Consider the following 26,347-nt stretch of genomic DNA (forward strand, 5'->3'; position numbering starts at 1 on the left):
TCGGGTTTACTACAGCGTTTACTTCAGCTCGGTCTTGACTTCGCCGGTGGCGCGGTCGAAGGTGATTGAACCGTTCTGGAACTCAGCGCGCTCGGTGTTTCCATCGACCACCTGGGTCTTCGTCGGGGCACCCAGCTTGCCGACTTCGAAGCCCTGGCGGGCCCACTCATCAGCAATCTTGCCCCAGATAGCGTGAGCGCCGGTGGTGTCGGAGTCGGTGATTACGCCGTTGGAAAACTTCACGTAGCGCAGGGCATCGGCCTGGCCAGCATTGTTCGCCACGGTAGAACCGCTCTGGATACCGGACATCGCGTAGCCGAGAACCGAGCCCATTTCCTCGGAAACTTGGCGCCATTCGGCAGCCAGGTCGTTCTGCTCATTGATAGTGATGATCTGGTCAATCAGAACCGGCAGGTCAGCAATCGACGGTCCGTTTTCAATCGAGCGTCCAACCGCACCCAGAATCGCATCGGCGGTCTGTCCCAGACCAGGCGCACCTAGCATGCCCAGCGCGGAGGCCAACATCGAACGTGCACCCGCGACTGCCTCCAGAGCCTGTGCCTTCTGCTGCTCGTTCGGTGCGCTCGGCGAGGACGGGGAGTCAGGTGTGGTCAGGGAAGGGGAGTCGCTCGGCTCGCTTGCCGACGGCGTGGAGGGTTCAGCCGTAGCGGTGCTACTGGTGCTCGTAGCGTCGGTTGGCTCCGAAGTAGTCGAGGTGGTCGAGGTGGTCGAGGTGGTCGATGCCGTTGAAGAAGTGGTGTTCGACGCATCCGATGTGGCGGAGGTGGTCGGCGAAGTCGAATCAGTAGAATCGGTCGACTCGGTCGACTGCGAATCTGCGTCCTCGTCGGTCTTATCGCCCTTTTCATCCTGCGGAACGAGGAGGTCAATCAGACCGTTGGGACCCTCATTATCAATCTTTCCGCTGGCGAGAGTGTTGTACTTTTTCTCGGCGATTGAGCGAATCTTATCCATCTGGGCGTAGCCAGCATCACCTGGGCAGGTGGTGTTACCAACATCGCGGTGCGCGAAGATGGTCGGCAGAGTGACCTGCTTGCCGTATCCATACTTGGAGTAGCTGGTGCCACCCGAAGTCATCTGGATCTGGCCGGTCGGCTTGACGCCGGCGACCTTCAGACGCCAACCAATCATGTTGCCCACCGAGTTCAGTGCAGCCTCACTGGGAGCAACCGAAGTGTAGTTACCCATCATGGAGATGCCGAAAGTACCGGTGTTGAAGCCACCTGCGTGAGCGCCCTGGACATTCTTATCCAGGCCACCGTAGCGGCCCTCGAAGATGTTGCCGTACTTGTCGACAAGGGCGTTGTATCCAATGTCGCACCAGCCCAGAGTCTGTGCGTGGTACTGGTAAATGCCGCGGACGATACCAGCGGACTGGCTCTCGGTGTAGTTGTTTGAACCAGCGGTGTGGTGCACGGTGGCACCGACCAGCTTGTTGTCGTAGTCCGCGCCCTTACAGCGGTTATTTTCGTTGGCGCCCCAGCCGGCACGGGTAATGACCTTCGGCATGCCCGTGACATTCTTGGCATCCACAATTGGGTCGATACCGGATGCAGCAGCCTGGCCGTCGATAAGCACTGCGTCGACCTGGTCGATTGGCAGTTCATCGGCGACCGGCTCGATGTCCGTCCACTTCACTGGGAGATTCGGCGAGTCCAGATTTGCAGCGTCGTTAGCGCTCTGGGTAGCCGAGTCATCGAGTGCGTCCCCAGGAGCTGCATCCGGAGTCTGCTGGTAGTCGGAAGCGGCATCGTCAACGGCCTTGGCGACATCCTTGGCTGCATCCGTAGCGGATTCCTTTGCATCCTCCACGGTCTTCTTGGCGCCCTCAGCATTAATCTCGTCGAGGTTGAGCTTGGACAAATCCAACTTCTCAGCGCCCTTGATGTCCTTCAGGTCCACGCCGGACCCCGGACCGAAGATGTTAAGTCCGTGGGTGGAAACCTGAACACGCTTGGTTGGCTCGATGTAGATGAGCTCCGTTCCGTTCAGGCCGTTGCCATTGCCTTCAGCGGGGTAGTCCGGGTCAACGCTGTACCAGTCGGACCAGGAGCCGTCGGCGCGCTCGGCGCGGACGAAGCTGGCGATATCAGGGTCACCGGCCCACGTCAGCGCAAACTGGGAAAACTCAGTATCGGAGGTAATTTCCTTGACGACACCACGGTTGGGATGAGCCTCGTCGGCAAGCGACTGCGTTGCGATTGCTGCGTCTTCGACGAGAACGGAGACGCTGTCTGCAAGCGACTTGCTCTGGACAATCGGGTCGATGGGGCTGGCACCGTTTTCCTCGATGAGGTCATAAGCGGCACCTGCGCCGACAACGGCAACGGGTGTCAGGGCAAGGGTCGCCACGGCAGCGAGTACCAAGGATTGCTTGGCACCTGCGCGGCGATTGATGCGGCGGCGACTAAACACGGTAATAACTCCTGGGTGATTACGAAGATCTGGTGCTACACCACAAATGTGATGTGGTTATTCCTGGATTGGATAAGCGGGGGACTTAGTTCTGAGGTGCGAACCAGGCCTGCGTAGCTTCGGCAGGGTTGGTTGGCAAGGATTCAGTTAGAAACTCACCAACAACCTCGCCTGGCGTGGGCGTTTCCACGTTTCCGAGGGAACCGCCGTTGTCGCCCGACTCGCCGGCGCCCGGAATCGGCGGAATGCTGGCGGCCTCTCCGTCCTGGTTGTTCGGACCCGTCGAGCGGCCGGCGATACCCGCTCCACCGGCACCATCAAACTTGGCCTTTGCTGCTGCGCGGATGTCGTCCATCTGCTGGTAGCCGAAGTTGCCCGGGCACGAGGTGTAGCCGGTGTCGCGGTGACCGAAGATGGCCGGGAGGTTCACGGTCTGACCGGAGCCGTAGCGCGCCTTCGAGTAACCGGAGCTGGTCAGCGCGGCGGTGGACATCGGATCGACGCCACCGACCTTCATGCGCCAGCCGACCATCTCGCCAAGTGCGGTGATGGCAGCATCCGGAATCTGCAGCTGGTCGTGGTTGCCCATGACCGAGATGCCGAAGGTGCCGTTGTTGAAGCCGCCTGCGTGCGCGCCCTCGATGTTCTTGTCCAGGCCACCGTAGCGACCCTCGTAGATGTTGCCGTATTTGTCGACCAGCGCGTTGTAGCCTACATCGCCCCAGCCCAGCGTCTTTGCGTGGTAGGCGTAAATGCCGCGGACAATGGCCGGGCCCTGCGACTCCGAGTAGTTATTGGAGCCCGCGGTGTGGTGGATGCAAGTGCCCTTGAAGGTGCTGTAAGAGCTCGGGCCGCTGCGCATGGACTCATCTGCGCCCCACGCTGCACGGCTGATCACCTTCGGTGCGCCGGCAATCGACGACTCGTACGCAACCGGCTGAATAACCTCGCCAACCTGCTCCACACCGTCGATGAAAACTGCCTGGACAGCATTGAGGGACAACGCTGCCGAAGCGCTGACAATGTCCTGCAGGGCACCGCCGATGGTTGTGGGGTCAAGGTTGTCGATACCAATGATGTTGCGTGGATCTAGGCCCTCGAGGAGGTTCAGTCCGACGGTCGACACCTGCACACGTCTGGTGGGCTCAACGAACAGCAGCTCGGTGCCGGACTGTCCGGAGTTATTCATCGGGCCGTGAGAATCAGCGTGGAACCACGGGCCAAAGCTGCCATCTTCGCGTTCGGCGCGAACGTAGAGCTGCAGGTTGTCATCGCCCGGCCAGGTCAGGGCGAACTGGGAGAACGGTTCGTCGCGGGTGATGTCCTTCACGAATCCGCGAAGCGGGTGCAGGGCATCGGTAATGGCATGCGTGCCGACGGCTGCGTCGTCAATCATCATCGTGACAGCGTCAACCAGCGGCGATGTCGAGATCTTGGCCGCGATGGGGCTTACGCCTGGGCTTTCAACCAGGGTAGGGGCCTGGCGAATACCCCATGTTGCTAGTGGAGCTGCGGCAGTAGTAGCTGCCAGTCCATAGAGGAAGGTGCGGCGGCCCATCGACGGGGCATTGATGCGACGGCGAGTTGGCACGGTAAAAGCTCCAAAAAAATGGGGTACAGGGTTGTCGACCCCGAGGCCTACCCCGGGGTCGAAGGGAAGGAAAGTTGCAAAGCAACAGAAAATTCTGAGGAGGATGTTACCAGTGTGACTAAAAAAATCTAGTGAGGCATCTGTGTTTCCCCGTTAATTTTGGGAAAATTATCAAATAATGTGACCAAACGAACGTTGGGTTGGGCTCACGTGGACGTCGTAAAGCCCGCGTGTACACCCGCAAATCGGGCGGAAATGCAATAGGTTTTAAGGCGTGAGTAGCGAAAAGAACACCACCGCCAATGAATTTGCTCCGAAGTCCCTACAGGACATCAAGGACAACACCTACGACCTCATCGTGGTCGGCTCGGGTTTCTTCGGTTTGACCGTTGCTGAGCGGACCGCCAATGAGCTGGGTAAGCGCGTGCTCGTTGTCGAACGCCGCAACCACATCGGCGGCAACGCCTACTCGGAGGCAGAGCCGGAGACTGGCATCGAGGTGCACAAGTACGGTGCGCACCTGTTCCATACCTCTAATAAGAGGGTGTGGGACTACGTCAACCAGTTCACTGACTTCACCGACTACCAGCACCGCGTGTTCGCTATGTACAAGGGCACCGCGTACCAGTTCCCGATGGGGCTGGGGCTGATCAACCAGTTCTTCGGCAAGTACTACAGCCCGGACGAGGCTCGCCAGCTGATTAAGGACCAGACCGATGGCCTGGATCCGCGCGACGCGAAGAACCTTGAGGAAAAGGCCATCTCCCTCATCGGCCGCCCGCTCTACGAAGCCTTTGTCAAGCACTACACCGCCAAGCAGTGGCAGACGGATCCGAAGAACCTGCCGGCCGGAAACATCACCCGCCTGCCTGTTCGCTACACCTTTAATAACCGCTACTTCAACGACACCTACGAAGGCCTGCCTGTCGACGGCTACACCGCCTGGCTGGAAAACATGGTGACCTCCGACAAGATTGACGTCGTTGTCGACGCCGACTGGTTCGAGGCGCGCGACGAGCTGCGCGCTGTCTCCCCGGATGCTCCCGTCGTCTACACCGGCCCGCTGGACCGCTACTTCGATTACGCAGAAGGCAAGCTGGGTTGGCGCACGCTGGACTTCGAGATGGAGGTTGTCAACACCGGCGACTTCCAGGGCACCCCAGTGATGAACTACAACGACGCGGACGTGCCGTATACCCGTATCCACGAGTTCCGCCACTTCCACCCGGAGCGCGATTACGTCAAGGACAAGACGGTAATTGTTAAGGAATACTCCCGCTTCGCCGACGATGGCGACGAGGTGTACTACCCAATCAACACTCCGGAAGACCGCGAGATGCTCGAGGCCTACCGCAAGCTCGCTGCAGCAGAAGCGCAGGAGAACAAGGTCCTCTTCGGCGGCCGCCTGGGCACCTACCAGTACCTGGACATGCACATGGCCATCGGCTCTGCACTGTCGATGTTCGACAACAAGATTGCACCGTTCTTCAACGACGGCGAAGCAATCGAGCAGGAGCGCGGGCACTAGTTTGCCGCTTGCGGCTCCTGCGCTAGTATTGCGCGAGTGTCGCGTGAGAAAAGCCAAACCGAAGTTCCCCAGCAGGGGCCATTGCTGCAGCGTGTGAACAAGTTTCTCACCCTGCCAGTGGCTCCCGTAATTCTGGTTCTCATCGGCTCTCTTGGCACCCAGGCCGCAGCCGTGCTGGTCACTGGTATGCTTTCCACGGTCGGCGCGCCGGGCATATCGGGCTTGCGCATGACTGCCGCCGCCATCATCATGGTGGTTCTGTTCCGGCCAAAGTTATCCGGGATGACCCGCGCTCGCGCCATCAACATCGTGGTCTACGGCATCGCTATGGGCATGATGAGCATGATGATTTACGCCGCTATCGCCCGCCTCCCGCAGGGCGTTGCCGTCACCATCGACTTCCTCGGTCCCTGCGTCGTGTCTTTCCTGGGACTGAAAATGTGGCGATCCCGCCTGTGGGCCATCGTCGCTTTCATCGGCGTCGCCCTAATCGCCCAGCCCTCCAATGACCTGGACCTTATCGGCATTGGTTACGCCGCAATCGGCGCGATCTTCTTCGGCGCATACACGCTCTTCTCCGCCCGAATGGGCAGCGCCGAGGGCGGCGGCATGCCTGACCTGGCGCTGTCAGTGGTCGTCGCAGCAATCGTGCTCGCGCCGTTTTCCGTATCCGCCGCACCGCTTGTCGACGGTTCGATGTGGGCCACCATCGTTATTTCTGGGTTCATTGGCGCTGTTATTCCCTACGTGATGGACACCATCGCTGCGGGGATTGTCTCAGCGGCGGTCGTCGGCACGCTCTTTGCACTGGATCCGGTTATCGGTGCAATCCTGGGTTGGGCGTTTTCCGGTGACCGAGTGACCTGGTCTATGGCGCTGGGCATCGTGCTGATTGCGGCGGCTGGCGCGATTATTACCTGGCGCGGGGCGCGGGAGTCGCGTGAGCTTGCGCAGTAGAAACGCGAGTACCGGAACCCGCCCAAAAGGAGTAGTTTCGACGTGTTCTGCTGGAAAACAACAGTGAATGCGGGTAGGTTTGTCGAAGATTTATTGTTTTTTAAGGTAATTCCCTGAAGAGGAAACACGCCTGATAGCTCCCACTGGTCGTGGGGAGTCGCACATTGTGAGGAGAATGCACACGTGAAAATCACCTCTACTTTCCGTGGTTGGCGCCGAAAGGTTGCAGCAGTTGCGTCCGCAGTAGCTGTGGCTGCGTCTGCATTGACCATGGCGCCGGCCGCGAGCGCGGCGGGCGACCGAGGTTCGCTGCGCCCGGGTTGTGAATGGGATTCGTACCAGTACTTCACCCAGAAGTGCCAGGTTTATTCGCCGGCCATGGATCGTGATATTCCGGTCCAGATTGTGGCCTCTGCCAATGGCGGTAACAAGGCTCTCTACCTGCTAGATGGCCTGCGTAGCCCGGCTGATGCCTCAGACTGGGTGGAGCACGGTAACGCTCCACGTACTTTTGAGGGATCCAACGTCAACCTTGTTATCCCCGGTGGCGGTGGCGGTAGCTTCTACACTGACTGGAAGCGTCCGTCAGTTAGCCTGCACGGTCCGTTCGTAAACATGTGGGAGACCTTCCTAACCCAGGAATTGCCTGTATACCTTGAGCGCGAGTTCGGCATTTCCCGTACTGACAACTCCATTGCAGGTCTCTCCATGGGCGCATCTGCGGCGCTGTCGCTGGCATACAACCACCGAGACCAGTTCGGTCAGGCTCTTGCCTTCTCCGGTTACCTGCACACCACTGCGCCGGGTATGACCACTGCAATTGAGGCTGCTCAGTTGTCGGCTGGCTACAGCTCCTTCGACATGTGGGGTGCGCCTATGTCAGCGGAGCGTGTCCGCAACGATCCGTACCTGAACGTCGAGAAGATGAAGGGGCTGGATCTGGTTATTACCTCGGCAAATGGTGTTCCGGATGAGGTTCGTGACCCGAAGAACCTCTACCGTGTTGTTCCGAAGGCCGGTGGCGTTGCGCTGGAGTCGCTGTCCCGCTTGTCAACCCGCGAGTTTGAGTTGCGTGCTCGTACCTCCGGTTTGGATGCCACCTTTGAATACGAGCCGACCGGTATCCACGATTGGCCGACCTGGGATCGCAACCTCCAGAACTCCAAGGCCCGCATCGAAGGTTTCCTCGGAGCTTAAAACTAGAACCTGAACGAAAAGTCCCTATGCGCAGCAGATAGTCCGCAGCGCGTAGGGGCTTTCACATTCTGGCCTGTCGCTAGCGTGGCAACAAGAGGCAATCCGCCACGGGCACTAGGATGCTATGAGATAGAAACGTCGGTAACTTATCGGCGGCTACACCCCCGGTAGACCTTTCGGAAAGTGGTTGATACGTCTCATGGCATCACAGCCTGAACAAAAGCGGACACATACCCCGACAACGTCGTCAAGCCTTGCCGTTGAACGCCTGCAGCGGATTCTGCTGCCAAAGTTGGGTGAGCCACGTGATGTCCGCTCGCTCTACTTGGTTGAGCCGGAGACTAATGCCGGTCGTGTGCAAGCGCATTCGCGCACGTCAGCCACCATTCCGGCGGGTGATGAAGTTAGTTTTGAAACCTATTTCAATGCATTTCCGGCCAGCTACTGGCGCCGGTGGACGAATCTGGACAATGTTGTCCTGCGCCTGGAGCTGTCCGGTACCGCGCGCGTGGACATCTACCGTTCGAAGATTGACGGTGCTCGTATCGCCGTGACCGGCGAGGTTGTCGGTGACCTGGGCGCTGCTGCTGAAGGCGCAGAAGCCAAGGTGGACGGCAAGGATGTGCATGTTTGCGAAATCCCAGTACCGCTGACGCAATTTGAAGACGGCGGCTGGATTTGGTTCGACCTCACCTGTGAGACGGACGTGGTAATCCACTCCGCAGGTTGGTACTCCGATATCGAGGCGCCGAGCCAGACGTACCCGGACGGCACGGAGCACCCGGCGCCGGAGGGACGCGTCACTATCGGTATCCCGACGTTCAATCGTCCGACCGATGCAGTTGCTGCTCTCGAGGCGCTGTCCTCGGATCCGGAAGTCGATGCCATCATCGATGCTGTTTTGATGCCTGACCAGGGCACTAAGCACCCGGCGGACGAGCCGGGCTTCGATACTGTAGCCGAGCACTTCGGTGACCGCCTGCGTATCTTCCCGCAGGGAAATCTCGGTGGCTCTGGCGGGTACTCCCGCATTATGTATGAGGCCCTGGGCGGTCCTGACTCGGACCCGAAGCGTGCGACCGACAGCCCGTTCATTCTCTACATGGACGATGACATCGCCATCGAACCGGATTCCATTCTGCGCGCGGTCGCTGTCGGCCGGTTCGCGAAATCCCCGATGCTCGTTGGTGGTCAGATGCTGAATCTGCAGGAGCGCAGCCACTTGCACTCGATGGGTGAAGTCATCGGTCGGCATGACTTCATGTGGACCTCGGCTCCGCACGTCCACTATGACCACGACTTTTATGCTCACCCACTGCGTGATCGCGGGGAGCACGGCACTAACGCAACCGGTGAGGTCGTTGATTCGAAGGACCTTCACCGTCGCATCGATGTCGAGTTCAACGGCTGGTGGATGTGCCTGATTCCGCGCGTCGCCGCTGAGACGATCGGTCAGCCGCTGCCGCTGTTTATTAAGTGGGACGATGCCGAATACGGTTTGCGCGCAGGCAAGGCAGGCTTCCCGACGGCCACGTGGCCGGGCGTTGCAATTTGGCATATGGCCTGGTCGGACAAGGACGATGCGATTGATTGGCAGGCGTACTTCCACCTGCGCAACCGCTTGATTGTCGCGGCTCTTCAGCACGAGGGCGATGCTGCCGGCATCGTGCGTTCCATGCGCAAGGCCACGTTCAAGCACCTCCTGTGCCTGGAGTACTCCACTGTTGCCATCCAAAACGAAGCCATGAAGGACTTCCTGGCAGGCCCGGAGCATCTGTTCGACATTCTCGAATCTTCGCTGCCGCGCATCAATGCCCTGCGCAAGAGCTTCCCCGACGCGGTTGTGCTGCCGAGTGCAGGTGATCTGCCAAAGCCCTCCGGTATTCCGGGGGTTCCGACAAAGGATGTCGGTGGTCGTCTGGGCAAGCTGAAGAAGGTCGGTTGGCTGGCCAAGGGGCTGCTGCACAGCGTGCGCCCGGAAAACTCCGAGCACCACGATGTGCCGCAGGCGAACCTGGCGCCGCTGGAGGCTCGTTGGTTCTCCCTGTCTCGCTTGGACGGTGCCACCGTTACTACCGCTGACGGCCGTGGCGTGGTGTATCGCCAGCGTGACCGCGACAAGGCCAAGGCTCTGCTGGAAGAATCCTGGGAGCTGCAAAAGCAGGTTGAGGAGCGTTTTGAGCAAATGAAGGCACGCTACCGCGCAGCCTATGACCATCTGACCAGTAGGAAGGCCTGGGCGAATGTCTTCGAAAATTAAAGGCGATCCGTTCGGCGAGTCCGACGTTCTCGTTAATATTCAGCACACGCTTAACGACGTCCCGGGGGTGCTGCCCACCGCACGTGCCATGAGCTATTTCGGTGAGCACGCCCTTGGATGGATGGGGCTCGCTGCTCTCGGGGCGGCGGTGGATAAGGAGCGACGCATTGGCTGGGCAAAGGTCGGTGTGGCCGCCTTTACCTCGCATGCGGCATCGGTGGTGCTTAAGCGCATTGTCCGTCGCCCGCGTCCCCATGACCGTCGTATAGCAATCGGCGTTGGTACACCGAGCAAGCTGAGTTTCCCGTCCTCGCACGCGACGTCGACGACGGCGGCGCTGGTGGGGATTGCCAAGTTGGGTTACCCGGCAGCACCGGCCGTGGGGGTGCCGGCGATTATGCTCTCTCGCCTGGTGTTGGGAGTGCATTACCCGACGGATGTTGCTCTCGGAGCGGCGCTGGGTACAGCCACTGCTCTTGCGGTGGACAAGATAGGTGATAAGGTCATCGAGCCGAAAAACGCGCAGCATAACCAGGGTGGACAGCCCTCCATTGCGGAAAGGAATGCACAGTGACACAGGCGGAGAACGACAACTTGGCCAATGTGTCGGCCAACCAGCGGCAAGCTTCTCAATCAAGGATTGGGTCCGAGCCGCACACTTCCGGTATCGATGAGCCTGCGCACCCGCAGGGGCATCCGCCGAAGAATCTGCTGGACGGCATGATCAAGGCGCTTCGCCCGAAGCAGTGGGTGAAGAATGTCCTGGTCATTGCGGCTCCACTGGCAGCCGGCAACGAGATCATGGACTCGGGACGTTCGATCGGCACGCTGTCCGTCGACATCCTGGTGGCGTTCGTGGCCTTCTGTTTGGCAGCATCGTCGATTTACCTGATTAATGATGCCCGCGATGTCGAGGCTGACCGTGCGCACCCAACCAAGCGCTTCCGCCCAATTGCCGCTGGCGTACTGCCGGTGAGCATGGCGTACATTATGGCGGTCGCACTGATTATTGGTTCGATTGCGGTGTCCTGGTTTGCCTCTGAGGGGCCGGGGCTAGCAATTGTTGTGGCTGTATACATTGCGCTGCAGCTCGGTTACTGCTTTGGTCTGAAGCATCAGCCGGTGATTGATATTGCGCTGGTGTCCTCGGGTTTCATGCTGCGTGCAATGGCCGGCGGTGTTGCTGCCAACATCAACCTGTCCCAGTGGTTCTTGCTGGTTGCCGCCTTTGGTTCGCTGTTCATGGCAGCCGGTAAGCGTTACGCTGAGCTGCTGTTGGCGGAGCGTACAGGTAAGAAGATTCGTAAGTCGTTGCAGGGTTACACCGCGACTTACCTGCGCTTTGTGTGGACCCTCGCTGCGACCGCCGTGGTACTGAGCTACGCGCTGTGGGGCTTCGAGATGGGCCGCGCACCGGGCACTTCGTCCACTTCGGCTATTTGGTACGAGATTTCGATGGTTCCATTCACTGTGGCCATCCTGCGCTTCGCAGCCGACGTTGACCGTGGTGATGCGGGAAGCCCGGATGAGATTGCGCTCAAGGACCGTCCGCTGCAGGCACTGGCCGTCCTGTGGCTGCTGTCCATTGCCATCGCTGTCTACGCTGTTCCAGCTCTGGGGTAGTTCCTTGTTCTTTTCCCATTAAGCGAACTGCGGTTTCTCGTCGGTTTCTCGTCGGGTTCGGTTGGTAGCTGAAAGCCCATGCATCGAGGGGTGCATGGGCTTTTCTGTACCTCGTTAGTACTTAGGATGTGTTTGGGGCTCTTGTAGGCGTGTTTTAGATGTCTCAGTCAGTCCTACGGGGCGGTCGGGGGCAGAATTACAATTCTGTAATTCCTCGCTGGTAAACAGTGTTTCTCCTTGTGGTAGATAGTTTTGCCGGGAAATGTGAGAAATATTACGGAATGGTTACGATTTTAACTTGGTTGTAGGGAAACGATTGAGTATCGTTACATACTCGAGATTCTTTTGTGGAGTCTCCAGTTGTCGCGTCACAACTGGAAGCAGAAAAGCGAAAGCTCGCGCAAGCGACTGCCTCCGAGAAGTCTGGCGCGGAGGTAAGTCCGAAAGTAAAGAGGAGAACGATGAGCTTTACTGCAGTGAGTCGTAACTTCACGGTGAAGGTCGTAGCTGCCCTCGTAGCGGTTGCAATGGTCTTTGGCGGCATCATGCTCGTATCCGCGAAGGATGCGAGCGCTGATCCAAACCGTGATCGACTGCGCCCAGGCTGTAATTGGGACCCATACAACTGGTGGGTTCAGTACTGCCAGGTTTTCTCGCCGGCTATGAACCGCAATATTCCGGTTCAGATTAAGGCGGCTACTGGTGGCGGCGATGCCTCCCTGTACATGCTCGACGGTCTGTGGGGCTTTAATAAGGGTGCGTCCGGTTGGATTTGGTCGGGCCATATTGCTCAGACTTTTGCCAATGACAACATCACTCTGGTTGCGCCGGCTGCTGGCGATGGCTCCTTCTATACTGACTGGAACGCTCCGGCAGTGACCGCTGAAGGGGTCAAGATCCAGAAGTGGGAAACCTTCCTGACTCAGGAACTGCCGGTTTATTTGCAGCGTGAGTTTGGTGTTAATCCAAACCGCAACGCGATTGCTGGTTTGTCCATGGGTGCAGCCGCGGCAGTGGCACTGGCGGCCCGTCACCGTGATCAGTTCAAGCAGGTCACTTCGCTGTCCGGTTACTACCAGATGTCCAACCCGGTAGTTGCTACGGGTACCACTGCAATGGTGGCCGGCACTGGTGTTGTGAATCCCACTGGTATGTGGGGTCTTCCGGTTCCGGCGTCGGCGGAACGACAGGCCCATGACCCTTCGATGCTGCTCGATCAGCTCCAGGGGCTGCCGATGTATGTGTCCTCCGCCCAGGGTGTTCAGAGCCTGTGGAGTGACCCGGAGGTTTTGAGCCGTCCGGTGCCGCAGCTTCCTGACACTGTCTGGCGTGCCGTAATGGAGTCCGTCTCCCGTGCTTCGACGCAGCGATTCGAGCGGGACGCTCGCGCTGCCGGTCTCAATGCGCAGTTTGTCTACAGTCCGAACGGTATCCACTCGTGGGAGCTGTGGGGGCGTGACGCGGCACTGGCTCGCCCATATATTCTCGGAGCACTTGGGGTTTAAGCTGTCTTGTGAGATTTCCTCACAGTGAGCCCCTCGGTAGGCGCCAGTTATGAGAAAAGACCAATCCCGTACTCGGGGTTGGTCTTTTTTTGTACGGCAGAAATTTCATGCTGCTATAACGTGAATTCAGTTCCTTTTGCGTGTGTCTCCACGGTTTTTACCCGTAAGAGGGTAAACATGAGAGTCGAACCTTAAAGTAAAGGGTGAAGCTATTCAGGTAGCTTTACCGTTTGTTTCGCAGAACGTGTGTGAGATTCTTCTTGCAGCGGAACGCCGGAGGAGGGGAACCTTCGGATACGTTGCTGGTCACCACGTAATTCTGCGAAGCCGAACGGTAAACGCATAGCTCTAGCGCCGCGTGATGCTATCTGCAGGTGCCTAATCGGCGCCGGTGCAACACTCAATGTCTCAAATAATTTCAACCAGCGACTTTGTAAAGGGAAGCCCTCTTATGCGCGTAACCGCTAGATTCCTCCGTGGTGGCCTCGGCAACAGCCGGAAGTCATCGCGGGCGTTGACCGCACTTTTGGCACTACCGTTGACTCTCGCTCTCGGTGCCCCTGCTGCAGTGGCGGCCCCCCAGCCAGCTCAGCCAGGTCTGCCTAGCTACGAGGAACTTCAGGCCGTTCAGGGGCAGTTGGCTCAATCTGGAGACCTGGGAGACCTTGCTAAGGCCGCTGAAGCAGCGCAAGCTGCTGGTGCGCAGCTACCTGGCCTGGGTATGCCGAAGCCGATGCCAGGGCCGGAGCGTACGCCATTTAAAGTCGATACTCCCGCAGTGGCGAACCTGCCCAGCGGAGTCAGCGTAGACAAAGTCGAGTGGTACACAGATCACCACGTCATTGCGCACATTCGCTCGGCTGCCATGCCGGAGAAGCCAATTCAGGTTGAGATTTTGCTGCCGCGCGATTGGTACCGCGACAAGGAGCGCACATTCCCGAGCGTCTACCACCTTGACGGTATGGCATCGTTTGATGACTACTCCGGTTGGATCCGCGCTACTAATATCGAGCGCTTCTACGAGGACAAGAATGTCCTGGTGGTTATGCCCGCCGGCGGTACATCGTCCTTCTACTCTGACTGGGATCAGCCGGATAACGGTCAGAACTACAAGTGGGAGAGCTTCATTACTAAGGAGCTCGTGCCGGTTATCACCAACGGCTTCCGCGGCAACGATGAACGCGGCATTATCGGTATCTCCATGGGAGCTACCGGTGCTTACAACGTCGCAGCACACTCGCCGGAGCTGTGGAAGTTTGCCGGTAGCCTCTCAGGTTACCTAGACATGACTTCGCCGGGCATGCCGCAGGCAATCGCTCTGGCGATGAAGAACACCGGTGGCTATGACGCGACGAAGATGTGGGGCCCGCTCGGTTCGCAGCGTTGGAAGGACAATGATCCGAAGCTGAACATCGACAAGCTCAAGGGCATGTCGCTGTACATCTCGGCGGGTAACGGCAACACCGGTGAGTGGGACGTGCCGTCGCAGATTGATCCGACGAAGCCGGACAATCCGACCGGTTACGCATTGGAAGTGCTTTCCCGCATGACCAGTGAGACCTTCATCCGGAATGCTCGTGAAAAGGGCGTCGAGCCGGTTGTGAACTTCCGGAGCTCGGGTACTCACACCTGGCCGTACTGGCAATTCGAGGTCAGTCAGGCCTGGCCAACGCTGGCCGATGCACTCCAGTTGCCGGAGTCCGATCGTGGCGCGGTCTGCCGTGTAGGCGGCGAGATTGAAAAGGCCGTCGCATCGCTGCCGGGAATCGGCACCTGCCTGTCGGATGAGTATGGTGTCGCCAAGAATGGCGTGGCTCAGGACTTCACCGGCGGTACTGCCTACTGGCACCCGGATTCCGGGGCACATGTGGTCTGGGGGCGCATCGGTTCGCGTTACAACGAGCTCGGCGGTCCCTCCTCGCCGCTCGGCTACCCAGTGACCAACGAATTGGCTACGCCGGATGGCTCGGGACGGTTCGTCCACTTCGAAAAGGGCTCGATTTACTGGACTCCGGAAGGCGGAGCCCACGAAGTCACCGGCGACATTATGAACGCCTGGGGCAAGGCCGGCTTCGAGACCGGTCCGCTGGGCTACCCAGTCGCCAACCACCGCGATATTCCGGGCGGTGTCGCCCAGGACTTCCAGGGTGGCACCATCGTCAAGATCGGCGGCGAAGAACCTCGCATCGTGCGTGGTGAAATCGGCCGTGTCTACAAGGAGCTCGGTGGCGCCGAGTCCGATTTGGGTCTGCCTATCGACGGCGACGAGGTCAAGCTCGCTCGCGGCGCTTTCCAGCGCTTTGAGCACGGTGCCATTTACTGGACTCCGGAAACTGGTGCGCAGCCGGTGCGCTCCAACGACATCACTGACCACTGGGGCAGCACTGGCTACGAAAATGGCCCGTTCGGTTACCCGGTCGGCCCACTGCAGCCAGTCAAGGCCGGCGGTCTTGAACAGCAGTTCGAGGGTGGCTGGATTCGCCAGCTCAACGGCAAGATTGTTGAAGAGCGCAATAAGCCAGAAGCGCCAGCCCCAGCCGCCGACAACGGTGATGACAAGTAAGCTAACCAAAGCAGGGCACTGAATAAGGGATAGACAAATGTCCATGAACAAGTCCTTCCGGACACTGGCTACAACCACAGCTGTTGCGCTGCTGACCTTCGGAGTGGCCGCCTGTGGCAGTTCCACAGTGGAGTCTTCGGAGGTCACCTCGTCGACGACTACGAAGACCTCCACGACGTCGTCAAGCATGAAGACTTCTGCGCCGAAGTCGAGCGAAAAGTCTGCGCCGGAGATCACAGATCCCCAAGCTAAGCGCGTGGACGAAGCGCCCGATGGACAGATGAAGCTCAGCGAGGCGGACGATTCATACCTCGAAGCGCTGGAAAAAGCGGGAATCGATGTCGGTGGGGTGGAGGATCAGCTCATCGGCACAGGTCGCGCGGCATGCGCAGACGCACCGGAGGAGGAGCGTCAGGTCATCGCGCTGGCGATTGCCGGACAGCTGGTCGCACAGGGGCGCTCGCAGGAAAGCGCTGAAGAAGTGGCGAAGACTATTGCAAGCTCCGCTAAAAAGGCGTATTGCTAGCACTCATGCGTAAAGTGCTGACAATTCTGGCGGTCATTGTGCTGGTGGCCGCTATTAGCTTCGGCGTAGTGCAATGGCTTAACGACGACCAAGGCGGTCAAACCCCACCGACCCCCGGCGACGATGGTGGGATTCTGGCCGAACAGCCCGAGTGGTGCCCGGCGGTAGAAGTTATTGCGGTGCCCGGAACTGCGGAATCGCGTGCTGACGATGACCCAATGGCCCCGACCGCGAACCCACATTCGCTGCTGCTTGGCCTGACGAACTCGATTTCGCAGTCCTACTCGGAGGGTGATGTCAAGGTCTGGACTACGCCGTACCCGGCACAGATTAAGACGCATCAGCTGCCCGACCAACTCACTTACGATGATTCGCAGGCAGTCGGGCGCGATGTCACCGCTAAGGAAATGGCTGACTTACACGGGCAGTGCCCGCTGACAGACTTCGTCCTGATGGGCTTCTCCCAGGGTGCGGCTATTGCAGGTGATTTGGCCTCTGACATCGGCAATGGTCGCGGTGTCGTTCCGGCCGAGCGCATCGCGGGCGTGGCCCTGTTGGGCGACCCGCGGCGTGACCCCAATCAGGGCGTGAACCAAGGCGTTCCGCTGGCTGGTGTGGGTGTCGAGCTGTCATTGCAGCCGCTTGGCGGCATTGTGCAGGCTGTGGTTCCGGGCGCAACGATGCGCGGTCCACGAGACGGCTTTGGGCCTCTTAATGACAAGGTCCAGAATGTCTGCGTGCCATCGGATTCCTTCTGTGATGTTCCTCCGGCAGTGGCTGATGCGATTGCGCGAGCGCAGGAGATGATTGCCGGTGCGGGTGCGCATGCGACCTACGCCACGAATGATGTGGCAATTCCGGGGACGACTCCGCTGGCCTGGACTGAGGGCTGGACTCGCGAACTGATTGAACAATCGCTGGCGCGACGGTAGAGGTAGCTCAAAAATGTGCGAGACGCGCCCGACCTCGACGGGTACTTGCTGTTAGAATCTTGCTCAAGAACTGGTGTTTAACGTTTCAAAACAACAGGTTCGCTAAAGTGTCGAAAGAAATTGACAAAAATTGCAGGAAGCAGTCTGACAGAACCGGTTATTATCGCCCAAGGAACTGCTGTTCATGACCGGATAATCTAGTCGAAAAGGTAGGGTGCAATGACGAATCCGACAAACCCATATGGAGATTTCGACGAAGACGGTATGCCGAGGTCCCGGGGAAAGTTCGCTGACAGCTCGGGTGCTTACAGCTCCGGTATGCCGTACTCGGATCCGTACCCACAGCAGCAGCCGAACATGGGGCAGGGCTATGAGGATCCGAGCCAGCACAATTTCCACAACGGGTACTCGAACCCGTATCAGAGTGGTTACCCAAACCAGCAGGCGCCGGCGTATTCCGCTGGCTTCGGTGGCCCAAACCCGCACCAGGGCTACGGGGGCGCAGGTGCTCCTGTCTCGGATAAGTCCAAGATTGCAGCGGCTCTGCTTGCCTTCTTCCTGGGTACCCTCGGTGTTCACAACTTCTACCTGGGGCACAACTCGCGTGGCGCTATTCAACTAGCACTGACGGTATTCGGCTGGATTACGGCTATCCTTCTGGTCGGATTCTTCCTAATCATTGGCGTCAGCATTTGGGCATTTATCGAGTTCATTTTGATTCTCGTCGGTAGTGGCTCCTACGCCTATGACGCTAATGGGCGCCGCCTGCAATCGTAGGAGCCTCGTCCGAAGCCGCTAGTTCCTGAACCCGTGCACCGGGGCGGGGATGTAGCCGCCACGGGCAATGAACTCGGCATTGCCCTTGGCATTGACATCAATGACCGGCGCATATCCGAGCAGACCACCGAAGTTCACCTCATCGCCCGGCTTGGTACCCGGCACCGGAATGAGGCGGGCGGCGGTGGTTTTGTGGTTCATCACACCGATGGCGGCCTCGTCGGCAATCATGCCGGAAATCGTGGTCGCAGGCGTGTCACCAGGAATCGCGATCATGTCGAAGCCCACCGAACAAATAGAGGTCATCGCCTCCAGCTTGTCCATGCTGATCGACCCCGCGCGAACAGCATCAATCATGCCCTTGTCCTCAGAGACCGGGATGAACGACCCGGACAGTCCACCGACGCGTGAACAAGCCATCAGGCCGCCTTTCTTGACGGCGTCGTTAAGCAGCGCCAGCGCGGCAGTGGTGCCGTGCGTGCCGACCTGCTCCAACCCCATGTGCTCGAGGATGTGAGCGACGGAGTCACCCATCTCAGCGGTCGGCGCGAGCGAGAGATCCACGATGCCAAAAGGCACGCCTAGCCGCTCCGACGCCATCGTGCCGACCAGCTGACCCGTACGGGTAATCTTGAACGCCGCCTTCTTGATCTCCTCGGCGACTTCGTTGAAGCTGGCGCCCTCCAGATCGCCGAGCGCGCGATCGACCACACCCGGACCCGAAACGCCGACGGACACGACACAATCGGGCTCCCCGACGCCGTGGAACGCGCCGGCCATGAACGGATTGTCGCCCACCGCATTGGCGAAAACCACCAGCTTGGCGCAGGCAATCGAGCTGCGGTCAGCGGTTTGCGCCGCGGCTTCCTTCACCACCTCGCCCATGCGACGCACTGCATCCATGTTGATGCCCGCGCGTGACGACGCTACGTTGACCGAGCTGCACACCAATTCGGTCTCGCTCAGAGCGTGGGGAATGGAGTCGATGAGCCGCTTCTCGCTGGTCGTCGCACCCTTTTCGACGAGCGCCGAGTAGCCGCCGAGGAAGTTCACGCCCGAATCGCGGGCGGCGCGGTCGAGCGCCTTGGCCACCACGGTGGGGTCGCCTTCGCAACCGGCCGTGATGAGGGAAACTGGTGTGACCGAGATGCGCTTATTGACAATCGGAATGCCCAGCTCCGCCTCGATACCCTCGCAGACCTCCACGAGGCGAGCGGCCTGCCTGGTTACGCGGTCATACACCGCCTGTGCGGTGGCTTCCATTTCAGAGCGAGAGCACTTGAGCAGGGAAATCCCCATGGTGACCGTTCGGATATCCAGACGGTACTTCTCGATCATGTCAATGGTGTCGAGAAACTTAGATTGCGCGAAGTTGAAATCCATCCTGGTCGCGCCCTTTAAATCTCGTTGACGGCGTTGAACAGCGCCTCAGACTGGATTCGAATCACAAGCCCCTCCCGCTTGCCGACGGAATCCATGTAACCCTGCAGCGTGCTGATGGGAGTGGCCTTCTCGTTGAACTCCACCCGCAGGATCATGGTGAACCATTTATCCATGAGGGTCTGGGAAACATCGACGATGTTGACGTCCTGCTCCGCCAGAGCAGTGGTGACGGCGGCGATGATGCCGGTGTGATCCTCGCCGGTGACGGTAATGATGGCAAACATGGCCTCAATTTTAGCCGGTGGGGAGGTGGCGAAAATCTGTGGATGGCGGTCGTGCTGGTGGCAAGTTTGTGGCGAAGCATGTTCGGGGACCGCTGAAGACACTTCACGACACCCGTGGCACCTTGTGCCAGCTGTGGAGGTGGCATGAGGTGACATAGGTGTCGTGAAGTGGGGGGGGGAGGGGAGAGCGTGGGCGTGGGCTGTGCCAGAGCGAGGGCCAGCCTTACAGCCCTATCGGACGTCGACGAACTCCTTGACAATCCACTTGCGCAGTGCGAGCAGAATCAGGCCCAGGACAACAGAGGCGATGCCCAGGGTGATGAAGAAGGTGTTCTCAGCAGCGGCGTCTTCGTAGTTGTAGAAGCCGGCCAGGGTGCCTGCCAGCGAAGTACCCATAGCGATTGCCATCAGCCAGACGGCCATCATGCGCGACGGGAATGCTGCCGGAGCGACCTTGGTAGCAAGGGCGTTGCCGACCGGGCTCAGCATGAGCTCACCCATGGTGAACAGGAAGAGAATCCAGATAATCGCATACAGCGGAGTGGAGTTCTCACCGCCACCGGAGAATGGAATGAAGAAGAACAGCGAGATACCGATGATGATGTTGGCGACGCCGAACTTGACTGGGGTGGACCACTGACGGTCACCAAGCTTGGACCAGGCGGCTGCAAAGACCATCGAGAAGGCGATGATGAAGATTGGGTTGATCGAGTTAATCCAGGCTGGAGACATTTCCCAACCGAAGATCTCGCGGTCGAGGCGGATATCTGAGTAGATGGCCAGCACCGTGAACTGCTGCTGGAAGATACCGAAGAACAGCACGCCTGAGACGAACATCGGGATGAAGCCGACCAGACGAGTCTTCTCCGATTTCGTCGTAAGTGGCGAGGAGTACATCTGCCACCACAGCACCACAGCGGCGATCAGTGCAATCACTGTGACCACAGTGGAAAGAGTAGTGACCGGAACAATTCCGGTGGAAACCAGCGTAACCGAGACAACAGTGATAATCACTGCAATGCCAATCCATACCGGGTACTGCTTCTTCGGCAGCGGGTTCGGAATCTCATGGCCAGCCTCGGCGATGGTGGACTTGCGCATCAGGATGTACTGAACCAGGCCGGCAGCCATACCGATAGCGGCAAGGCCGAAGCCCCAGTGGAAGCCCTTCATGCCCCAAATCCAGCCGGTGAGCAGTGGGCCGAACAGGGCGCCGATATTGACGCCCATGTAAAAGATGGAGAAGCCGGCATCACGACGCGGGTCGTCCTTGGCGTAGAGCTGACCCAGCACGACCTGTGCGTTGGTCTTCACGCCGCCGGAGCCTATTGCGATGGAGACAAGGCCAATAGCCAGGCCAATCACGCCGGGGATGAATGCCAAGGAGATGTGGCCAATCATGACCAGGATGGCGGAGTAGAACAGTGTCCGCTCCGAGCCAAGGATACGGTCGGCAACCAGAGAGGCAACGAGTGCGGCCATGTAGACAAGACCGCCGTAAGCACCGACGATGGAGGTAGCAGCACCCTTGTCCAGGCCGAGACCGCCCTGAGTGGTCTCGTAGTACATGTAGAAAGCCAGGATGGCCTGCATGCCGTAGAAGCTGAAGCGCTCCCACATTTCGATGCCGAAGAGGTTGGCGAGACCCCACGGTTGGCCCATGAACGTGCGTTCTTCGCTGGACCCTGCGGGCTTATGATTTCGTTGGGTCTCAGCAGTTGGTTGATTGCCGAGAGCCTCGTCAGAAGATTTGTCCATTCTTCAATTATCGAGGCGCAGCGCAAAAATTAAAAACCAGATTTAGTCAGTGAACTAAACCGAAGGGTTAGGAACGGGTCCGAAGGCTTAGTCCAGAGACTTACGAGCAACCGCATTCGACGCTGCTCGCCAACCCAGCAGCAGCAAGGCGCTCATGACTGAGGCGACCAGAATGAAGGACCAGTGCGGGACTGCCGAATTGCGGGTGGCCCACACAGCGAGGCCGACGACGACAGTACCGAGCCACACAATTGCGCCTGAACTCACTGCACGCGGGTTCGGCTCATTCTTAGTCAGCGCGGTTCCCAGGAGGACACCGATTGCGAACGGCCACCAGGTATCGAGGATATTGATGAAGGTAAAAGGATCCTCGGGAGTGTTGTGAGCCAGGCGCGCTAACACGGCGAAAATAAAGATGGCGAGGATGTCAATCAAGAACGTCGATACGCGTGTGTTCATGCTTCTTAGTCTAGCGACCCCTCAGATCGGTGGGTGACCAGCGACCAGCGGCGAGGAAGCCATTAGCGGTCAGCGACAGGCTGATGCTCGGACTGATCCTTGTGGTCGAAGCCGAGGGCGTAGATAATCCAGCCCACAATTGCCACCAGGACGAAGGAAACGATGCGGTAGACCAGCACCGCTGCAAAAGCCTCGGCGCCGGTGGTGCCGCCTGCGATGAGAGCCGCAGTCAAAGCGGCCTCGACAGTGCCGATGCCGCCCGGTGTGGCCTGGATGAAACCCGCGAGCTTGCCGGTTACGAAGGCCAGCAGCACCTTCGTAGCGGAGATGTCATCGACACCAACGGCCCGGATGGCGGCGTAGAGACAGACAATTTCCGCGACCCAGTTGATAAAGGACCAGGTGAAGGAAAGAGCTAAAGTTTGCACGGGCAACTTCACGCTGGTCAGCTGTTTGATGGACTCTTCAAGTCGGTCGACATCGGTGTCTGCGGGCTTCTTTCGAATCTTGTTAAAGACACGTAGACACCATGCACCCGCCTTGTTGAGGAAAGCTGGGTTCTGCGAAATCCGCCACAGCAAAATGGTGGCTAGTAACACCACAATTGCCATAGCGATGAGCACTGCGGTCGTGCCGCCTTGCCCTACGAAGAAGAGGCTGCCAAGCCCCAGAAATGCCAGACCTAAAAACGACAGCGCACCCGAAAAAAGCACGAACCAGCTGACAAGGACCGCGGATGCGCCCCACTGCATCATGCGCTTAATCTGCAGCGCCGTGGAAAATGCAGCACCACCGGGAACGGTGACCGCCCACGCGTTGGATGCGAGGGTTAACGCATTGGTGCTGCGGCGAGTGGCTGCTTTTACGCCTCCAGCTCGCAACAGCAGACGCATCACTTCCGCCATCGCGTAGAGCGAAAAAGCCACGGAAAAAATGGAGATGAACAGCCACTTAGCGTCAACATCTGCAAGAATGTGCAGCCCTTGGACGACACTGTCCCAGTTTCTTACCGTCAGGACGATACCGACAATCACGAGGGGTACGAGGATTATCGATCGTAGCCAGCTCGAATTGCCGGTTTTGAGGACATTTTTAAGTCGTGACATAAAAAAGAAGCCTGTTCGTCTTCCTGTTCGTCGCGGCGGTGGTCTCCCTAGACGTCGTTCTTACCGTCGCGCTCTTTGAGCAACGACGTGAGCGGACGGAACGGCTGCAGCCACGCACCGCCATCCGGTAGGCGGTCGAGGTCGATACGGGGTAGCGGCTCACGGAAGACGCCCTTGATTTCCTCCAGGTCAACGAAGCGAATCGCATCGGAGGCCAGCGCCCAGGAAGCATGCTCGTGAAAACCGATGACGGTTACCGGAATCCCCTCGGATGCGAGCTTTTCCAGCAGCTCTTGGAAGTTCTGGCCATCGGCGGACGCAACGACGACACTGCGCAACACGCCTTCGTCGTAACGCCTTTGGATGTGCGCAATCATGTCCGGGTCAACGTCGGTGTCCTCTTCGATCTTCGGCTTTGCGAAGACCGCGAAACCGACATTGCGCAGAGCCTCGACCCAGGGGCGGACAATCTCCGCTGAGCCCGGGTTGACGTTGGTGAACACCGTGGCCTCGGGGAGGACATCGGAACCGATTTTGTGGGATACGCGCTCGGCTTCGTCGATAAGCCATTTGCCCACGGCGTCGAAGCGCGGGCGGTGCGCGGCGGTCGGGCGGGATCCCAAAATGGCGCCGAGCCCCATGTCCAAGTTCGGGGCATCCCACACGAGCAGTGCGGTGGGGTGCGTCTCGGTGGTGTTGTAGCTGGCAGAGGTGTTTTGGGTAGTGCTCATGTTCCTATGCCTCTTTCTTGCGCCAGATGAACTCGTGGATGTCGTGGTCGAGGTTCAGGCCGCGGGCTTCGAACTTGGTCGTCGGTCGGTCGAGAAGCATGGGGGATTCCGGCCAGGGCCAGGCGATAGGCTCGAGCGTCGGCTCGACCTCGCGGAGTTCCTCAATCCACTCTGCGTAGTCCGCATGGTCGGTGGCGGCGTGGAAAATGCCGCCGGGCTTCAGACGCGAAGAAATTAGGCGCAACGTGCCGGACTGCACAATGCGGCGCTTGTGGTGGCGTGCCTTCGGCCACGGATCCGGGAAGAACAGGCGCACGCCGGCCAGCGACTCCGGCTCGATCATGCGCTGCAGGACCTCGACGCCGTCGCCGCGGACCATGCGGATGTTCGACACCTCATTGCGCACGGTGGCGGAGAGCAGTTTCGCCAGGCCAGGGCGGTAAAGCTCAACGGCGATGATGTTGTGGTCCGGTTCTTGCGGAGCCATAGCCACGGTGGACGTGCCGGTGCCGCAGCCGATCTCGACGATGGTCGGTCCCTTGCGGCCGAACCATTCCTCCACGTCGATGACCTCGTCGGAGAGGACCTTGCCGTAAGTGTCCCAGTTATCTTCCCAGATCTTTTCTTGGTTGGGAGTCAAAGTGCCTCGGCGGAAGGACAGATTGCCGATGCGCGGGTAGTCAAGACCATCGTCGAATTGGGTCTTTTCCGGACGACCTGAAGGCAATTCGCCCTTCTTCGGCTGGCGCTCATGCGGTTGCTCCGCCTGCTCGTCTGCACGAGTTGGCGATGGTTCGGATTCCTGCGAAACCGCAGGCTGTTCGATATTTTCAGAAAAATCAGAAGTAGTCACGTTCCCTATTGTCCACGACATCGGCCAACTATCCAATCATTGCCCCTAGGATTTTTGTTGTTGTCCTGGCGGTTTCACACCGGTTGACGATGCCGCGTCGTCCTGAACTGGCGGCACGGCGGGGCAATTTGTTTTGTCGACTTGCCGAATCCGCGGTCCGCTGTAGGCTGAACGCGAAGCCGCGCTTATTCGTTGGTTGAAGCGGCGCTTGGGGTCTGCCTAGCGCAGCGTTTCAGGGCGCGGAATCTGGCTCACGGGCCGTATGGGGGTTACGCAGGTTTTAACTAAACCACGCAGGGGATTTATGGGAGGGGACTAGGCCGGATGGACCTTATTTCCGCAACTGATGTCACGGAAACAACACAGCCGTCAACGGGATCTACATCGTCGTCGTTGCGCGCTGCTGTGGTGGACTGGCTGTCATCACGGCAGGCCGCGCACTCGGACACCGCTAACACGAGCGGCGCGGAGGTGTGCGTCGCCAAGGCGCTTGAGCGCGAGAAACGGCCACCGATAATCTGCGCGCGATTGCGCAGGGGCGTGCGCGAAACCGCTGTGCGCGAGGCATTTTCGCAATGTCACGCGGAGCTGGCCGACAAGCTGTCCGCCCCTGTCGCGCTGGTCATCGAGCAACAACCGATTCGCCATTCGCTTGCCGACGAGTACTGCGACATCTCCACAAACGAGACAGCTGAACACACCTTTTTGTTCAGCTCCGCGTTGCGGAAGATTGCTGAACGCTACGGTGCGGAAGACGAATCACGCGATGATGACGGGCTACTCGCAGTGCAGTTGACTGAGATCGCGGCAGCCTTTCCCGCGGCTAGAGACAGCCTGGAGGAGTTGCTATGGCAACACCGGACGTAGTTGAGCCACGCCCGGTCTCGGCGGAGGGGTCTGAGCAGCCACCGCTTCTTGTCACCAAAGCCGGGGACGCGGCGGACCGCGCGGACTTCTCGCAGATCGTTGACACTGCGACGCCGCCACGTCGGCTGGAGTTTGTGGATAAACGCAGCGCCGTCGTGCTCTATGTTGCAGACAGCGAGGTGCAGCCCACGCGGGAGTGCGTCAGCACGGTTGCAGCAATTAGCCAGGCCACCGGCCGCGTTGCAGTTGGCCTGATTGGCAATGGTGAGTATGCCGAGGCCTGGCGCCAGGAAATCGACAGCACAATCCCGATGGGAGCGCTGGACGAGAGAATGGCCAGAACCCTGGTTCTGCTGGCAGAAGGCCCGCCCAGAAACTCGGGGGAAACACTGAGTGCGCGCCGGGCTCGAAACGTGCGAGCTCAGCTGGCGCAGGAGCGATCGCGCGGAGCCGGGGCGGCGGCGCGATTGCAGCGGAAGATGCAGTTGGTAGCTGAGAGTGCAGTGCGGGATGCGCTCCAGGAAGTGGCTGACGGCCCCGCGGGTGACCAAGCGGAACTTCAGGGCCGTGCCGAAATTGCAGCGACGCGGCTGCAGCAGCGGGGTGGCGACGAATTGGGCCTTCATGTGGAAATCCCGGTGCCCGCTCCAGAAAGTCCGGCTCGCCCCAGTTATGCCATGGATGCGCTGGTGGCGGTAGCCTCGCTCGGCGTGGCGGTCGGCGCAGTGCGGGTCGTCCACGGGGGGATGATGTGGGTTGGGGTGCCGACGCTTGCGGCGCAGCTGGCCGCACTTGCAATAGGCCTCGGCGTTGCGGTGGTGGCGGTGGGCGCAACGATTCGTCGTAACGCACGCCAACGCACCGCGCAGTGGCGGGCAAATTACCTCGCCCATCTGCGGCGAAAATGGACACAGTCCGTGGAGATGGCGGTGCGCGAGGCCCTTGGTGCGCGGGGTCCGGGATGGCGAATAGAGCAGCTGGCGGAGTACACCGGAGCGCCTGCACGATAGC

General features: G+C 59.4%; 22 protein-coding genes. 13 read left to right on the forward strand and 9 right to left on the reverse strand.

The genetic code is table 11. From position 1 onward, the window contains the following. Positions 1–18 precede the first annotated feature (18 nt). Together HMPREF2860_RS00240 and HMPREF2860_RS00245 are read right to left on the reverse strand one after the other, a co-directional pair. Positions 19–2,436 carry an N-acetylmuramoyl-L-alanine amidase gene (locus HMPREF2860_RS00240; protein WP_070628415.1) on the reverse strand — a complete coding sequence of 806 codons (2,418 nt, stop codon included), beginning with the start codon at positions 2,434–2,436 and terminating at the stop codon, positions 19–21. A gap of 85 nt (positions 2,437–2,521) precedes the next feature. Next, the gene (locus tag HMPREF2860_RS00245) at positions 2,522–4,027 is read right to left on the reverse strand and encodes an N-acetylmuramoyl-L-alanine amidase (RefSeq protein WP_070628416.1); all 1,506 of its coding nucleotides are present in this window, start codon (positions 4,025–4,027) and stop codon (positions 2,522–2,524) included. A 331-nt stretch (positions 4,028–4,358) separates the two neighbouring features. Here HMPREF2860_RS00245 and glf point away from each other — a divergent pair, with 331 nt between their 5' ends. The 11 genes from glf (at position 4,359) to HMPREF2860_RS00300 (ending at position 17,895) form a co-directional block, all read left to right on the forward strand. Further along, the gene (glf, locus tag HMPREF2860_RS00250; protein ID WP_049193197.1) at positions 4,359–5,555 is read left to right on the forward strand and encodes a UDP-galactopyranose mutase; all 1,197 of its coding nucleotides are present in this window, start codon (positions 4,359–4,361) and stop codon (positions 5,553–5,555) included. Between the two features lie 36 nt (positions 5,556–5,591). Beyond that, positions 5,592–6,512, forward strand: coding sequence for an EamA family transporter (locus tag HMPREF2860_RS00255; protein WP_224792262.1), 921 nt, complete (start codon positions 5,592–5,594; stop codon positions 6,510–6,512). 183 nt (positions 6,513–6,695) lie between these two features. Continuing rightward, entirely contained in the window at positions 6,696–7,709 is a 1,014-nt protein-coding gene (locus HMPREF2860_RS00260; RefSeq protein ID WP_070432090.1) for an alpha/beta hydrolase, read from the forward strand. A 199-nt stretch (positions 7,710–7,908) separates the two neighbouring features. Beyond that, positions 7,909–9,969 (forward strand): glycosyltransferase, encoded by a 2,061-nt coding sequence (locus HMPREF2860_RS00265; protein ID WP_070628417.1) that lies wholly within the window; start codon positions 7,909–7,911, stop codon positions 9,967–9,969. After that, on the forward strand, positions 9,953–10,543 hold the full coding sequence (locus HMPREF2860_RS00270; RefSeq protein WP_038626952.1) for a phosphatase PAP2 family protein: 591 nt from the start codon (positions 9,953–9,955) through the stop codon (positions 10,541–10,543). The genes HMPREF2860_RS00265 and HMPREF2860_RS00270 overlap by 17 nt, the downstream gene beginning before the upstream one ends. Positions 10,544–10,572: 29 nt before the next feature. Then, entirely contained in the window at positions 10,573–11,592 is a 1,020-nt protein-coding gene (locus HMPREF2860_RS00275; protein ID WP_070628444.1) for a decaprenyl-phosphate phosphoribosyltransferase, read from the forward strand. A gap of 461 nt (positions 11,593–12,053) precedes the next feature. Next, the gene (locus tag HMPREF2860_RS00280; RefSeq protein ID WP_070628418.1) at positions 12,054–13,097 is read left to right on the forward strand and encodes an alpha/beta hydrolase; all 1,044 of its coding nucleotides are present in this window, start codon (positions 12,054–12,056) and stop codon (positions 13,095–13,097) included. Positions 13,098–13,548: 451 nt separating this feature from the next. Beyond that, positions 13,549–15,660: an alpha/beta hydrolase-fold protein gene (locus tag HMPREF2860_RS00285; protein WP_070628419.1), complete on the forward strand. Its 2,112-nt coding sequence runs from the start codon at positions 13,549–13,551 to the stop codon at positions 15,658–15,660. A gap of 43 nt (positions 15,661–15,703) precedes the next feature. After that, complete coding sequence (locus tag HMPREF2860_RS00290) at positions 15,704–16,186, forward strand: DUF732 domain-containing protein (protein WP_239122802.1); 483 nt, start codon at positions 15,704–15,706, stop codon at positions 16,184–16,186. Between the two features lie 5 nt (positions 16,187–16,191). Continuing rightward, positions 16,192–17,118 (forward strand): cutinase family protein, encoded by a 927-nt coding sequence (locus tag HMPREF2860_RS00295; RefSeq protein ID WP_038626944.1) that lies wholly within the window; start codon positions 16,192–16,194, stop codon positions 17,116–17,118. 219 nt (positions 17,119–17,337) lie between these two features. Next, positions 17,338–17,895 (forward strand): TM2 domain-containing protein, encoded by a 558-nt coding sequence (locus HMPREF2860_RS00300; protein ID WP_038626941.1) that lies wholly within the window; start codon positions 17,338–17,340, stop codon positions 17,893–17,895. Positions 17,896–17,913: 18 nt separating this feature from the next. Here the strand turns inward: HMPREF2860_RS00300 and HMPREF2860_RS00305 are convergent, their stop codons facing one another. The 7 genes from HMPREF2860_RS00305 to trmB all read right to left on the reverse strand — a co-directional run bounded on the left by HMPREF2860_RS00305 (position 17,914) and on the right by trmB (position 24,469). Further along, positions 17,914–19,278 (reverse strand): PFL family protein, encoded by a 1,365-nt coding sequence (locus HMPREF2860_RS00305; RefSeq protein WP_038626938.1) that lies wholly within the window; start codon positions 19,276–19,278, stop codon positions 17,914–17,916. 14 nt (positions 19,279–19,292) lie between these two features. Then, entirely contained in the window at positions 19,293–19,562 is a 270-nt protein-coding gene (locus HMPREF2860_RS00310; protein ID WP_016421638.1) for an ACT domain-containing protein, read from the reverse strand. Positions 19,563–19,793: 231 nt separating this feature from the next. Then, on the reverse strand, positions 19,794–21,320 hold the full coding sequence (locus tag HMPREF2860_RS00315; protein ID WP_070628420.1) for a peptide MFS transporter: 1,527 nt from the start codon (positions 21,318–21,320) through the stop codon (positions 19,794–19,796). Positions 21,321–21,407: 87 nt separating this feature from the next. After that, on the reverse strand, positions 21,408–21,779 hold the full coding sequence (locus tag HMPREF2860_RS00320; RefSeq protein WP_049181823.1) for a DUF3054 domain-containing protein: 372 nt from the start codon (positions 21,777–21,779) through the stop codon (positions 21,408–21,410). 62 nt (positions 21,780–21,841) lie between these two features. After that, positions 21,842–22,885: a lysylphosphatidylglycerol synthase transmembrane domain-containing protein gene (locus tag HMPREF2860_RS00325; protein ID WP_065422990.1), complete on the reverse strand. Its 1,044-nt coding sequence runs from the start codon at positions 22,883–22,885 to the stop codon at positions 21,842–21,844. A gap of 47 nt (positions 22,886–22,932) precedes the next feature. Next, entirely contained in the window at positions 22,933–23,616 is a 684-nt protein-coding gene (locus tag HMPREF2860_RS00330; RefSeq protein WP_070628421.1) for an NYN domain-containing protein, read from the reverse strand. Between the two features lie 4 nt (positions 23,617–23,620). After that, on the reverse strand, positions 23,621–24,469 hold the full coding sequence (gene trmB / locus HMPREF2860_RS00335) for a tRNA (guanosine(46)-N7)-methyltransferase TrmB (protein WP_239272130.1): 849 nt from the start codon (positions 24,467–24,469) through the stop codon (positions 23,621–23,623). Between the two features lie 324 nt (positions 24,470–24,793). Between trmB and HMPREF2860_RS00340 the strand changes: the two genes are divergently transcribed. Both HMPREF2860_RS00340 and HMPREF2860_RS00345 read left to right on the forward strand, forming a co-directional pair. After that, on the forward strand, positions 24,794–25,336 hold the full coding sequence (locus HMPREF2860_RS00340) for a hypothetical protein (RefSeq protein ID WP_070628423.1): 543 nt from the start codon (positions 24,794–24,796) through the stop codon (positions 25,334–25,336). Next, the gene (locus HMPREF2860_RS00345) at positions 25,318–26,346 is read left to right on the forward strand and encodes a hypothetical protein (protein WP_070628424.1); all 1,029 of its coding nucleotides are present in this window, start codon (positions 25,318–25,320) and stop codon (positions 26,344–26,346) included. Before HMPREF2860_RS00340 ends, HMPREF2860_RS00345 begins: the two co-directional genes overlap by 19 nt. The last annotated feature ends 1 nt before the right edge of the window (position 26,347 follow it).

The organism is Corynebacterium sp. HMSC064E10 (genome assembly GCF_001812505.1).
Lineage (GTDB): Bacteria > Actinomycetota > Actinomycetes > Mycobacteriales > Mycobacteriaceae > Corynebacterium > Corynebacterium amycolatum.

What these genes read in the sequence shown, in the direction of transcription:
- HMPREF2860_RS00265 (WP_070628417.1), top strand. Translation starts at nt 7,909, where the DNA reads ATGGCATCACAGCCTGAACAAAAGCGGACACATACCCCGACAACGTCG.
- HMPREF2860_RS00270 (WP_038626952.1), top strand. Translation starts at nt 9,953, where the DNA reads ATGTCTTCGAAAATTAAAGGCGATCCGTTCGGCGAGTCCGACGTTCTC.
- HMPREF2860_RS00280 (WP_070628418.1), top strand. Translation starts at nt 12,054, where the DNA reads ATGAGCTTTACTGCAGTGAGTCGTAACTTCACGGTGAAGGTCGTAGCT.
- HMPREF2860_RS00285 (WP_070628419.1), top strand. Translation starts at nt 13,549, where the DNA reads ATGCGCGTAACCGCTAGATTCCTCCGTGGTGGCCTCGGCAACAGCCGG.
- HMPREF2860_RS00290 (WP_239122802.1), top strand. Translation starts at nt 15,704, where the DNA reads ATGAACAAGTCCTTCCGGACACTGGCTACAACCACAGCTGTTGCGCTG.
- HMPREF2860_RS00295 (WP_038626944.1), top strand. Translation starts at nt 16,192, where the DNA reads ATGCGTAAAGTGCTGACAATTCTGGCGGTCATTGTGCTGGTGGCCGCT.
- HMPREF2860_RS00300 (WP_038626941.1), top strand. Translation starts at nt 17,338, where the DNA reads ATGACGAATCCGACAAACCCATATGGAGATTTCGACGAAGACGGTATG.
- HMPREF2860_RS00305 (WP_038626938.1), bottom strand. Translation starts at nt 19,278, where the DNA reads ATGGATTTCAACTTCGCGCAATCTAAGTTTCTCGACACCATTGACATG.
- HMPREF2860_RS00310 (WP_016421638.1), bottom strand. Translation starts at nt 19,562, where the DNA reads ATGTTTGCCATCATTACCGTCACCGGCGAGGATCACACCGGCATCATC.
- HMPREF2860_RS00315 (WP_070628420.1), bottom strand. Translation starts at nt 21,320, where the DNA reads ATGGACAAATCTTCTGACGAGGCTCTCGGCAATCAACCAACTGCTGAG.
- HMPREF2860_RS00320 (WP_049181823.1), bottom strand. Translation starts at nt 21,779, where the DNA reads ATGAACACACGCGTATCGACGTTCTTGATTGACATCCTCGCCATCTTT.
- HMPREF2860_RS00325 (WP_065422990.1), bottom strand. Translation starts at nt 22,885, where the DNA reads ATGTCACGACTTAAAAATGTCCTCAAAACCGGCAATTCGAGCTGGCTA.
- HMPREF2860_RS00330 (WP_070628421.1), bottom strand. Translation starts at nt 23,616, where the DNA reads ATGAGCACTACCCAAAACACCTCTGCCAGCTACAACACCACCGAGACG.
- HMPREF2860_RS00340 (WP_070628423.1), top strand. Translation starts at nt 24,794, where the DNA reads ATGGACCTTATTTCCGCAACTGATGTCACGGAAACAACACAGCCGTCA.
- HMPREF2860_RS00345 (WP_070628424.1), top strand. Translation starts at nt 25,318, where the DNA reads ATGGCAACACCGGACGTAGTTGAGCCACGCCCGGTCTCGGCGGAGGGG.